Source organism: Psychrobacter sp. D2, from assembly GCF_013608135.1.
GTDB classification, from domain to species: domain Bacteria; phylum Pseudomonadota; class Gammaproteobacteria; order Pseudomonadales; family Moraxellaceae; genus Psychrobacter; species Psychrobacter cryohalolentis.
Window position 1 is genome coordinate 37,234 of the sequence record NZ_JACDXZ010000009.1, and the last position, 11,726, is coordinate 48,959.

The following is an 11,726-nucleotide window of genomic DNA, read 5'->3' on the forward strand; positions in this document are numbered from 1 at the left end:
CTTTGGTAATCCGTCATCCTGCCATAAACATAAACGCTGTTATAAATAAACCAGTGGATAAAACAGGCGGTTATAATTTTAAATACCCATCATCGCGATGGCATTCAGCTTACTATGAGCGGTATCGGCTAAGTACAATTGCGTAATAGAGTCATAAAGCGATGATTTATCTGTCTATTAATCCTTTTAAATGATAAATAAACGAATCGCTAGTACTATGAAGAAAATAAGTCCACTACCAAATGTATGCAAACCGTACAGCTACGTAACTGCAATTTGCCATATTTTTTACCCAATTACTAGAAATTTCTTCTTAGCGGCAGCTATATATATGTTATGGCAAGCTTTATTATGGCAACAAGTACCGTAGAATATGGCATAAGGTCGATTTATCTCAGTTTGGATGATTTTTCAATAATTTATGTTATATAGATACATAGTCAAAACAGAGCGAGAGATTATGCTACAAGTCGTTGCTTGCGGTTGTGTTTTGGTAACGATGAATTGTAAAAAAAGCGTTATAGCGCCATTATTAGCACAACATATTGTAGGCTACAAAATATAAGCTTATATAGTCATAGTATTGAAGTCAGTATCAAAAAAAGCAGTCAAAAGCCATTTTAAAATTTTGTTATCAGTTGTTTGATATTTATCATTATTAGGAGAATCCACAATGACCCGTAAATCCATTGTAAAACCCATCTTGCTATCAGCGGTATTAGCCACATCTACTGTCGGCTTGACAGGTTGTGGTTATAATAATCTTCAGGCTCAAGACGAGCAAGTGACGGCTTCATGGTCAGAGGTGGTCAACCAATATCAACGTCGCTCGGATTTGGTGCCAAACTTGGTAAAAGTAGTACAGCAGTATGCCAAGCAAGAGCAGGAAGTCTTTACACAAGTGGCTGAAGCCCGCTCACGCGCTGGTGGTATTACCGTAACGCCAGAAGTACTCAATGATCCTGAAGCGATGGAGCGTTATGCGGCGGCGCAAGAACAGATGACGGGTGCACTATCACGTTTGATGGCAGTGTCTGAGCGTTATCCTGAACTGAAATCTGATGCGCTATTCCAAGATTTGCAAGCGCAATTAGAAGGTACTGAGAACCGTATCGCCGTTGCTCGTAACCGCTATATCCAAGAAGTACAGGGCTACAATACGACTGTACGTCAATTCCCAACCAATATTACGGCAAAAGTATTTGGGATGAGTGCTAAACCAAACTTTAGCGTCGCGAACGAAAAAGAGATTTCTACTGCACCAAGCGTGGATTTTGACAATGGCGACTCAAAGACGGCTCAATAGCAGCAAATCAATAATGATGAATCATGCGTTTATTTCACGCTGGTATGCTTCATCTATTGAACGAATTGTGTAGCCGTCTTAGCGTTTCTTACTGGTATGAATAGGGTTGCGTCTAATATTAAATATAAGCGTCTCTTAAAGCCTATTTATATCGTTAAGCCATTAAAAACAGGTAGAGCATCAAGTACTGATTAATTAAATACTTACTGATTGCCGCTCTACCTACTAATTTAGTAAAGATCTGACTTGAGGTGGTATACAGTTAATGACTCATTTAAAAACACCCCTAGCAGCGTTGTTATTCGCCCTTACTATGAGTAGCGCGTCTACATTGCATGCGGCGCCCGATGACAGTACGCTTGCTGCCGATAGCACCACGCAAAATCGCAGTGTGGAAGACTTAGTGGCTATTGCAAAAGCCGCTGAATCCAATGAAGCTATTGATGATGCTGTTTTAGGTAATGAGGCGATTAACGAAACCATACTCGGTAATGAAGATATCAATCCTAATGCATCCAATAATGAGGGCGTGGCAGAGGCAAATGCGACCAAACGTCCCCCTGTTAAATCAACTGCTGACAGTGTCGATGCGGACAAACTGATTTTGAACAGTCCTGTCATTGATCAAGCTAATATCTTAAACCCACAAGAGAAGCAGCGCTTAGAAGCACAGCTACGTACAATTTATCAGCAAGGTTTGGCACAAGCAGCAGTGGTGATTGTCCCAACTACCAATGGCATGCCTATCTTTGATTATGCCTTGCAAGTTGCTGAAAAATGGCAGCTGGGTAGTAAAGACATCGATGATGGTTTGCTTGTGGTTGTCGCTGTCAATGACCGTGATATGTATATATTGACAGGTTATGGACTCGAAGGTGTACTGCCAGATGCGGCGGTCAATCGCATCATTCGAGAGGATATTACCCCGTTATTTAAGCAAAATAATTATGGCGCAGGGATATTGGCAGGCGTCACGGCCTTACAAAGTCGTTTATCTGCTGATCCTGAAGTGCTTGCTCGTGCCGATGCGCAGGCAGCTGAACGTACTACCCAACAAGGCTCAGACGAGCTGCCATCTCCTATTTTTCTATTCATCATGGCGATGATATTTGGTAGCTTTATTACCAGTATATTTGGTCGAGTATTCGGTTCTGTACTGACGGCCGGTGGTTTTGTTGCAGGCTCACTAGCATTGGGCGGTGGTCTATTTATGACCATCATCATGGCGATATTTTTATGGCTGTTCTTGATTTCACGCGGCGGCGGTAAAGGCGGGTCTGGCGGCGGTAAAGGAGGTAGAGGCGGTGGTATGATATTCCTGCCGGGTATGGGCGGGGGCGGTGGCTTCGGCGGCGGTGGTTTTGGTGGTGGCGGCTTCGGCGGTGGCGGCTTTGGTGGTGGCGGCGCTGGCGGTTCTTGGTAAGCATTAGCCCGTTGTTTTTCAGTGGCTTCATAGCTGCCTAGCAAAGACACTAAATAACCATTAGTAATGACGTACTTGAGGAAATAGTATCATGGCAGAGAATAACGCTTCAAAATCCAGCTTTGCCCGCTGGTGGCGCCAAGTCTTATTTATCCCCGTTTTGCATAGTAAATGGTTAACGCCCGCGGCAAAAGCTCGATTGACAGAGCGGGTGACACTTGCTGAGCAAGGTCACCGCGGCGAGGTATTTTTGATCGTAGAAAATCATTTGCCTATTCAAGATGCCTATCATAGCGACTGCCGTGACCGTGCGATTGATTTGTTTAGTGAGTATCGAGTATGGGACACCGAAGAAAATACTGGTGTGCTGATATACGTCAATGTTTGCGAGCACAAGCTTGAAATCGTTGCTGATCGCGGTATCAGTGCCCATGTTAGCCCAACAGTTTGGCGCGCAATGTGTGACAAAGCGGTAGTCGGTATTGCCAATCAGAAGACAGAAGAAAGCTTGACTGAATTGCTAGATGAGGTTGGCCAAGTACTGCGCCAGTATTATCATCTGGAGCAAAACCCATCAGGTAATGAGCTGTCTGATACGGTGGTTTTTTTAAAATAAACCCTGACGGCCATCAGCATGAAAGATTACACTAAACACTTATCGCTATATTTAATAAATAACCGATATACAACGCCAATACTGGAATATTATGATTGATCTAATAAAAAGACTGCCAAAAGCAGAACTGCATTTACATATTGAAGGCTCGCTCGAGCCTGAGCTTATGTTTAGATTGGCAAAAAAGAACCAGATAGAGATTCCTTATAAAGACATAGAAGATGTGCGTAATGCTTATAACTTTACCAATCTGCAGACGTTTTTAGACATCTATTATGCCGGTGCCAATGTCTTGATTACGCAGGATGACTTCTACGATTTGACATGGGAGTATATTCTCAAATGTGTCGAAGATAATGTCATTCATACAGAGATATTTTTTGATCCGCAGACGCATACGGCAAGAGGCGTGGCGTTTGAGACAGTCATAACAGGTATCAAACGTGCACTGGCTGATGCCAAAGCACAATATGGTATTACCTCTTGTATTATCATGTGCTTTTTACGGCATTTATCACAAGAAGAAGCGTTTGAGACGTTAGAGCAAGCATTGCCATTTAAAGACGATATTATCGGTGTCGGTTTGGATTCTTCAGAATTAGGCAATCCCCCATCGAAGTTTATAGAGGTATTTAAAAAGGCAAAAGAGGAAGGCTTTAAGTTGGTTGCCCATGCTGGCGAAGAAGCGGATTTCTCTTACATTTATGAAGCGTTAGATTTATTGGATATCAGTAGAATCGACCATGGCGTGCAATCTATCAAAAGCGCTGAGCTGATGCAGCGTCTAAAAGATGAGCAGATGCCGCTCACCGTGTGCCCGAATTCTAATATCGAGTTGAGAGTATTTGACAACTATAAAGAGCACAACATCAAAGAGCTGCTAGATTATGGTCTAAATATCACTGTCAACTCAGATGACCCTGCTTATTTTAAAGGCTATATTAACCAAAACTTCATCAATATCAGTGAGAATTTGCCATTAACAGAAGATGATATTATCACCTTGGTAAAGAACTCTTTTAGATCGTCATTTATCAGTGATGAGCTAAAGCAGCAGTATTTGGACAAAGTCGATCAAGCGGTAGGTTAATGGTTTGTCTATTATAGTACGCCCATTCTTTTTACTAACTCTGGCAGGATGACACCAGCTTTTGCTGCCAGAGTAATATCGACTAGCGTATTCGGCGTTGGATAAGGGTTTATCTCGATAATTTTGGCACCGTTATGTTTTGCCGATTGTGCCAGTCCGGCAGCGGGATAGACGAGGCTGGAAGTACCGATACTAATAAATACATCACAATTCGCGGCAGCTTCCTCTGCTGTCTGCCATGCCCGCATCGGTAACGACTCTCCAAACCACACAATATCAGGTCTGATATAACCATCACAATGCTGGCAAGTCATTAGAGCTTCATCAAAGCTGATGCTATTCTCGCTGTCATAAGCGCCTTTTAATTGGATTGTATAAGGTGTCTGACATTGACTGCATCGATTACGCCATAGATTGCCATGCAGGTGGGTAACAGCGCTGCCTGCTTGCTCATGCAAATCATCGACATTTTGAGTAATGAGGGTCAGTTGCTGATTAGTCGATTGACTGTGATACTGCCACTGTGCCAATGCTGTATGGGCAGGATTGGGTGTTTTACTAGCCACTAGTTGTCTGCGCCATTGATACCATGACCAAACCAGCTTTGGGTCGCGGGCGAAGGCATCTGGTGTCGCCAAGTCCTCAGCCCGATAATTCTCCCACAAGCCAGTTTGCTTATCACGAAAAGTCGGAATGCCGCTTTCTGCTGAAATCCCTGCGCCAGTTAAAAGGCAAATATGCTGTTTCGATTCTAATAGTTCAGCAGCACGCTCTACTTCTGCTATTAACGCTGATGATAATTCTGCTAACATAAGCTAACCCTTGCTAATAATGGATATCCTTTCTTATGATAGACGGAATTTGGTGGCTTGTCATATTGACGGCAGTTATCGTTGGATTATGGTTTTTTGCAAAATCACGTGCGCCAAATAACTTGCATGATACAAAGTCAAAAGATAAGAAAAAACCGATAAATGACGCCTTACAAAAGACGGCGGAGATGATTAAGCAGTATTTTCCTGATTATCGAGTGACACGAAAGGGCAGTCATTTGCTCGTTACTCGACAAAATATAAAAATTGCGATGATTACGATCGACCCCAAGCTTGCCGCCAGTCAACGCCGTTTGGGTGATATACCAGTGATTAATTATCAGCGTGTACCTAGCCGTGCGCAACTAGATGCCAATTTGCAAGATGCAGAGTAGATTGGTACGAATACCTAGCTAGGAGAAGTAATACTCCGTCATAAGTCAGCATAAAATGGAGTTAACAATAATATATACAACATTTTATAGGTATTAACAGACGAGCTTATTAATGATAAAAACTTCAAGGTTTTGTTTTAAATGGTCTTATAGATTTGAGGTAGTGCTGAGAAATGGCGCAATACGATGATTGGTGCGCTCGGCGGGAATCGAACCCACGACCCTCGGCTTCGGAGGTCATGAGTCTAACAAAGTTAATTTGTAACTTTATGTTAATAATAGTAAGAAACAGCAATAAATTACACTATCAAAGAAACAGCATCAACGTATTGAGCGTAATCTAAATGTGCATAACGCATCGTAGAATCGATGTCACCGTGTCCTAGCAAATCTTTAATGGTGTATATACCCACACCCTTTTGAATGAGCCATGAAGCGTAAGTATGACGCAAATCATACATAGTACACTGAACACCAGCCCTTTTTTTGCATAGATTGAAACCTTGTGACAAGCTTTGATAACGATCATTAGTTTTCATATTCATAAAAACATAATCACCTTGCCGCTGTCTGTCCAATAACACACTGAAAGCAACATCATTCAAATACTTATACATGGTGCGCTTAGTCTTACTATAGTAATTCCTGACAATAAATTGTCTTTTATCCAAATGCACATTTGACCATTTCAATGTTAGCAGCTCTATAGGTCTACAGCCTGTCATTGTCAGCAATACAATAAAGTCATGCAATGTTTGATTTTCTGTCTCCAATGCAGACTTAAGCAATCTTTCATATTGTGATCTATTCAGGTAGTTAGGTATGTAATCAGTTTCTACAAACTTAACTTTCTCAAATGGATTATTGAGTTTAATCTCATAATCTTCTATCACTCTATTAATTGCAGCCTTCGCAAAGCTAACCTCACGATTTATTGTGCCATTGGATACAGTGACACGCCTAAGTTGTCCGTACTTTTTAACATCCTTTTTTCTCAAATCCTTTAAATCGTAGGCATCAAAAAAGCGGAGGTTATCCGCTCTGTATTGGTACTTATGCTTTGTTAAATGATATTCCTGATAATACTCGATGACTTGACTTAGTTTATTAAACATTGTGATTAACTCGTTTGTCTGTGCCAAATTGCACAAACAAATGTTAAATAGCCCTTAAATTTAGAGGAATAAATAAGTTATACCGGTTGCAACATATTATAAGAAAAACCAATAAAATCATGTAAATATAAAATTTGAGTACTATAGTACTTGACGTTATTTATAATTATGAGTATAATAGTACTCATGAAAAGGCAATAACTTAAAGTCATAGGGAGAAAAAAATATGAAACCAATTAAAGTAAATTACAAAGATTATAGAATGAAAAGAACATCAACTACGATCAATGAAACGATAGCTTGGCATCTCTTCATGAAACTAAGAACAGAGGAAGAAAGAATACAAATAAAAGAGCATCCAGAACCACTTAGTAAAAGCTACACAGAAATGATGCATAGTCTGGTACAAAAAAAATCACAAAAATTCGTTAACAATTTAGAAAAAGAAGACGGAGAAAACTTTTCAGGACTAGAAAAAAGAGACATAGAAGAACATATGATGATGAAAATCAGATACTAAAATTATAATTGCCTAACAGAATCAGGAAAAGGATTGTCAACAGTCTTAACAGCAGGTTCTGCGGGAGAAGCAGGAGCAGGTTGTTGAGGCTGATTTGATATAGATGTAACAGGCTGAGTTGAAACATTAGCATTACGAGATTTTGGCATCATTGTAGGATCATCAATCATCAATAAACATAAAGAATGGTCAACGTTTAAACGCTCACCATATTTGTTAGTGGCTATACAAGTATCTCTATAAGAAACGATAGAAACAGGTATTAATTCGTCTGATTTAGTCATTTCAACGATATGAGGTGCTAGATACTTTTGTTTAAGTAGGTCTATTTCTTGCTGTAAATCCGCTATTTGCTGTTTATCAGCTACTGATTGATTAGGTTCACCAGTAGCAGGGGTATCAGGTTTTGCATCTGCAGTATCAACAGTTTCAGAAGCGCCATTAGTACCACTAACGGTTTTCTTGAGAAAATTATCTGTACCAAATAAGAGCTTATAACAAACGGCAATACCACATAGCACCAAAAAGACAATTAGTAAAAACTTCTTTGGTATACGTGCTTTATGAGTGTGTACGGTTGCAGATTTATAGTATTGAAATAAGTCTTTTGGATAACTAAAGCGAAAACTATTTTCAGCAAGGCTTTTATTACTTGGTGTATTGGGCGCAGTAACACAATATGCCCACTGATAGACTGTGGCAGCAGCTAAACCCCAACCTCTGTGCAAATGCCAGTGTATGCCAACAACAGCGTTAAAATTAGCGTGTAGAAGGATAGGAAATTGAGTTATGCCGTATATGTCATGACCTGTATGTCTATGGACCTGCAAAGCGTTAACAATGTCATTATCACCTTTGGCTTTTTTATATGCGTCACGTTGCTGTATTTCATCATAGAAGATGATAGAGCCGTCAGGGGTATCACGCCAATCATCAGGTGCAGGTTCGACACCTTCTATATCTAGACCGTCAATATCAGAATATATTTGACGTGGTGCTTCGCCTTTTTCTAACAATGCTTGGTTTTGTTTATGATATGCCATTATCAAAGAAACAGCATATAAGGTTTTGCCCGAACCTGGTGTACCAGTAATCAAATGTATCATGTTTAATCCTTATCAGCTCCTCCGCCTCCTCCGCCTCGGTGCCTCGTTGTCGTCGTTGTCGTCTCTGAACGTCCTTATTTAGATAGTTTTGATAACTGTAGACCTACACTATTTAAGGCTATGCGAGTGACTACAGCACTTAAAATGATGCTAAGCGCATAATCAAGGGCAGATAGATGCAATATAGCTAGAAGCTCAGAAGATAAGCCACCAGTCGATGTACGCAAGTTATCAATGTATGAGTTAACCAAAACAGTGACACCAGCTGTGGAAGCAAGACCAAGACCAGCCCCAGTGAGGGCTTTTTTTAAGAAACCTGAACTGGCAGAATCAACCGTCTTAGATAAAATCGATGATAGACCCATTAGGAATTTCCTTGTCTTATACCAGCTATTATGAAAATAGCAGCAATGGTTGCACAGATTTTTATGACTGGATTAATCATAATGGCAACTTCACACATAGGCGTAAAAGGGACAGAAGGTTTAAAAGTTTGGTTATAAATTTTATATTCAAAGGTAAGAGGCGCAGGGCAAGAACCTACAAAATCAATAGCAACCTGAACAGGAGTGACAGGGAGAACAGGGGTATCAATAGTATTGTCTTTGTCATTAGGTGGAGCATCTTCAAAAAGCCAGTCTTTCAAAGCAGTGAAAGTAAGTGTAAATTCTAACCATTGTTGTTTAGACCAATCTATAAAGGTGCAGACTGGAGAAGCCCAAGAGCAAAAAGAAGGCAGAGAAAGGGATTTTTGACCAGTGGTGGGATCGGTAGTTGTAATTGCATCAGTTTGAGCATCTACAGCATCAGCGACTTTTGTTGCATCGGCTTGACCAGCTTCTATAGATTTATCTATTGAGTCACTAACAACATCTTGTGTGGCTTTAGCATTAGCATCATCGTTTGTAAGAACACGATCAACAGCATCATTAATAACTTGACCATCTAAGGTATTACCTTCGATTGCTTCAATAGCTGCAACAATGCTAGCAGTGTCAGTGTGACCAGCAGCAATAACCTCATCGACAGCAGCATTAATAACTTCGCCAGTGAGCATGTTGCCTTCTAAAGCTTCAATGGCAGCGACAACATCGCCAACCTTTGCACCAGTGGCATTATTAGCAGCTACAACGTCAGCCATACCATCATTGATGACACGTTTAGTATCGGCAACATCGGCAGACAAAGTATCTATTTTTGCATCAATTAAACCTAAGTCAGTTGCAAACGTTTCCATTTTTGCGCGCATAGTAGAAAAACCGTTATCGACAATTGATTTTAATGAGGCTATGGCAGCAAGAATAGATGAAGGGTCAAAAGGGATTGCAGGATTATTAGGGTCGTTAGGATTGGCAGGGTCGTAAGGAACGGCAGCATCATCAAGCCTTGCATCTACAGCACCATTGTTAGCATCAGCAATAGCAACAGTTTTTATTAATGCTTGACTTGGAGCGTGTCCAGCTTCGGCATTTGCAACAACTTTTGCTGCAACAGTAGAGATAGGGATAGTTTTATCTTCATACTTAACGCCAGAAGGCAAACCAGTATCAGTAGATTGAATAGAACCGTAAAGCCCTTGTGTGCAATTAATATAAAAAATTCCAACCCTACCAACGATAGAAGTAGGAACATTAAAATTAGGAGGCTCGGCAAAATTAACAAAAGAACCTTTACCAATAGATTGGCAATATTGATTTGCAACAACAGAAGCAGAAGAACCGGTAAAATCACCAGCTTTAAAACTAAATTCATTAGTACCATCGTGCGGTAATGCGGTTTTATATTTAACAGTATTATTAGCAGGATCAAGAACCCAATCAACACCAGCGCCAATCAGTTGACTAATTGCATAAATAGCAGCAACACCGCCACCGATTTTTATAATCTCTTTTGCAACATTGCCAGCAGGTGCGATATATTCGACAGTAGAAGCTAAAGCACCTGAGCTAGTATTTTTTATGGCATTAATGATGGTAGATGAACCGTAAGTTGTAGCACTTTGAACAGTCCAACCAGCAGGAGAGGCAGCGTAAGCGCTTAAAGTAGTGCCAAAAACTATAACGAGAGATAAGAATATATGTATTATTTTTCTCATTATATTTCTTACCTTGTGATGATGAGCACCGCAATAACAGGTACAAAAAAGTAAATCCAATTAAACAAACTAGGAACTTCGGTTACAGCATCCATTACCAGCGACCTCTACGACGGTAGTTTCTACTGTAATAGCGTCTACCTGATGAACGTCTAGAGTAACTACTGTTTTGTTTATTCCAGTTTTTATAATCACTAACTGAACCGCCAAAATCACGATTCCATTTCTCAAAAGCCTTTGAGTCAAACTTATGAGCACGATTGAACCAAGCGTAGGCTAGGACGATGCCAAAAACGTTAATCAAGACAGCAAAGACGGCTTGAATGGCTAATTTTGCACCATTGATTTCAGGCATTAATATAGATACATAATCAACCATTTCAGAGCCTCTTTATATATGAAGTTATTTAGTAATTGAACCTAAGTTGCCTTAAGTCCAACGGTAAAAAACCTAGAGATTATCGAGCACCAGAGCGGAAGGTACGCCAAGCGAGAACAATACCAGTAACGGTCAATAAGATACCGATAAGGGCAACAATACCCGCTTGAGCACCGGTCAATTCAGCAGTAGCAGCGGTAAAATCAAGCTCAGCAGCATTAGCAACGTTTGCCATTGCAAAAGTACCAGCGACTAGACCAACTTTGCCTAGCTTTTCACGAACAGAAGTAGTTTGTGTTTTGGCTTGGACAACTTGTAACGATTGAGTAGAATTTTCAGACATGGGAATCACCTTTAATTGAGTTAAGTTATTTAAGAAAACTACGTTCCACCAGTTTGTAGCAGTAGGCGATGATAAATATCGTTACTACTGCTGATGCCAAACCATAAGCCTGAGATTGGGTGATCTGTAAAGACTCAAGGACAGACGGTGGGTTTTCTATCCATTGGATACAGTTATTAGCTGCATCTAAGGTTTGGCACACATAAGACATGGCTATGCCTTAATTCGTTTTCGGTGCGACAGATGCGACAATGGGCTGAACATCGGTAACAACCATTTTTGAATTTTTACCACTTGTCACAATATCCATCTCAACTTTTGCTTTGAGAGGAAAATCTAAATCTTTTAACTTACTGAAATTACTAGAGTCACCCCAGTTATATTCACTGGTAGCAAACCCAACCATTTCACCGCTTTGGTCATTCATCTTTGTTTGAACATAAATCTTGGTAGAGTCATAAGAGCGACCCTCATATTCACCAGATGAAGATTTAGCGCCAGTAATAATCATTTCTTGTAACATGGT

The 11,726-nt window shown here is 40.4% G+C and carries 15 protein-coding genes; 6 read left to right on the plus strand and 9 right to left on the minus strand.

Annotated features, from left to right (window positions below; genetic code table 11):
- Nucleotides 1-673: 673 nt before the first annotated feature.
- The 4 genes from H0262_RS11085 (at nt 674) to H0262_RS11100 (ending at nt 4,435) form a co-directional block, all read left to right on the plus strand.
- Nucleotides 674-1,306: a LemA family protein gene (locus H0262_RS11085; RefSeq protein ID WP_020442783.1), complete on the plus strand. Its 633-nt coding sequence runs from the start codon at nt 674-676 to the stop codon at nt 1,304-1,306.
- Between the two features lie 265 nt (nt 1,307-1,571).
- The gene (locus tag H0262_RS11090; protein ID WP_181210800.1) at nt 1,572-2,729 is read left to right on the plus strand and encodes a YgcG family protein; all 1,158 of its coding nucleotides are present in this window, start codon (nt 1,572-1,574) and stop codon (nt 2,727-2,729) included.
- 91 nt (nt 2,730-2,820) lie between these two features.
- The gene (locus H0262_RS11095; RefSeq protein ID WP_181210801.1) at nt 2,821-3,345 is read left to right on the plus strand and encodes a TPM domain-containing protein; all 525 of its coding nucleotides are present in this window, start codon (nt 2,821-2,823) and stop codon (nt 3,343-3,345) included.
- A 91-nt stretch (nt 3,346-3,436) separates the two neighbouring features.
- Nucleotides 3,437-4,435: an adenosine deaminase gene (locus H0262_RS11100; RefSeq protein WP_181210802.1), complete on the plus strand. Its 999-nt coding sequence runs from the start codon at nt 3,437-3,439 to the stop codon at nt 4,433-4,435.
- Between the two features lie 11 nt (nt 4,436-4,446).
- On the opposite strand, the gene H0262_RS11105 is transcribed toward H0262_RS11100, so the two are convergent.
- Complete coding sequence (locus tag H0262_RS11105) at nt 4,447-5,247, minus strand: NAD-dependent deacylase (RefSeq protein WP_181210803.1); 801 nt, start codon at nt 5,245-5,247, stop codon at nt 4,447-4,449.
- A 35-nt stretch (nt 5,248-5,282) separates the two neighbouring features.
- Between H0262_RS11105 and H0262_RS11110 the strand changes: the two genes are divergently transcribed.
- Nucleotides 5,283-5,642, plus strand: a complete 360-nt coding sequence (locus tag H0262_RS11110) for a hypothetical protein (RefSeq protein WP_181210804.1) — start codon at nt 5,283-5,285, stop codon at nt 5,640-5,642.
- 299 nt (nt 5,643-5,941) lie between these two features.
- Here H0262_RS11110 and H0262_RS11115 read toward each other — a convergent pair whose 3' ends face one another.
- Nucleotides 5,942-6,757 (minus strand): site-specific integrase, encoded by an 816-nt coding sequence (locus tag H0262_RS11115; RefSeq protein ID WP_181210805.1) that lies wholly within the window; start codon nt 6,755-6,757, stop codon nt 5,942-5,944.
- Nucleotides 6,758-6,983: 226 nt separating this feature from the next.
- On the opposite strand from H0262_RS11115, the gene H0262_RS11120 reads away from it, so the two are divergent.
- Nucleotides 6,984-7,277, plus strand: coding sequence for a hypothetical protein (locus tag H0262_RS11120; protein WP_181210806.1), 294 nt, complete (start codon nt 6,984-6,986; stop codon nt 7,275-7,277).
- A gap of 2 nt (nt 7,278-7,279) precedes the next feature.
- On the opposite strand, the gene H0262_RS11125 is transcribed toward H0262_RS11120, so the two are convergent.
- The 7 genes from H0262_RS11125 to H0262_RS11155 form a co-directional block, all read right to left on the minus strand.
- Nucleotides 7,280-8,383: a zonular occludens toxin domain-containing protein gene (locus tag H0262_RS11125; protein ID WP_181210807.1), complete on the minus strand. Its 1,104-nt coding sequence runs from the start codon at nt 8,381-8,383 to the stop codon at nt 7,280-7,282.
- Between the two features lie 74 nt (nt 8,384-8,457).
- Nucleotides 8,458-8,748: a DUF2523 domain-containing protein gene (locus H0262_RS11130; protein ID WP_181210808.1), complete on the minus strand. Its 291-nt coding sequence runs from the start codon at nt 8,746-8,748 to the stop codon at nt 8,458-8,460.
- Nucleotides 8,748-10,478 carry a virulence factor TspB C-terminal domain-related protein gene (locus H0262_RS11135; RefSeq protein WP_181210809.1) on the minus strand — a complete coding sequence of 577 codons (1,731 nt, stop codon included), beginning with the start codon at nt 10,476-10,478 and terminating at the stop codon, nt 8,748-8,750. Before H0262_RS11135 ends, H0262_RS11130 begins: the two co-directional genes overlap by 1 nt.
- A gap of 94 nt (nt 10,479-10,572) precedes the next feature.
- Nucleotides 10,573-10,857: a hypothetical protein gene (locus H0262_RS11140; RefSeq protein WP_181210810.1), complete on the minus strand. Its 285-nt coding sequence runs from the start codon at nt 10,855-10,857 to the stop codon at nt 10,573-10,575.
- Nucleotides 10,858-10,936: 79 nt separating this feature from the next.
- Entirely contained in the window at nt 10,937-11,200 is a 264-nt protein-coding gene (locus H0262_RS11145) for a major capsid protein (protein WP_181210811.1), read from the minus strand.
- A 25-nt stretch (nt 11,201-11,225) separates the two neighbouring features.
- Entirely contained in the window at nt 11,226-11,411 is a 186-nt protein-coding gene (locus H0262_RS11150; RefSeq protein ID WP_181210812.1) for a hypothetical protein, read from the minus strand.
- A gap of 9 nt (nt 11,412-11,420) precedes the next feature.
- Nucleotides 11,421-11,723, minus strand: a complete 303-nt coding sequence (locus tag H0262_RS11155) for a hypothetical protein (RefSeq protein WP_181210813.1) — start codon at nt 11,721-11,723, stop codon at nt 11,421-11,423.
- Between the last annotated feature and the right edge of the window lie 3 nt (nt 11,724-11,726).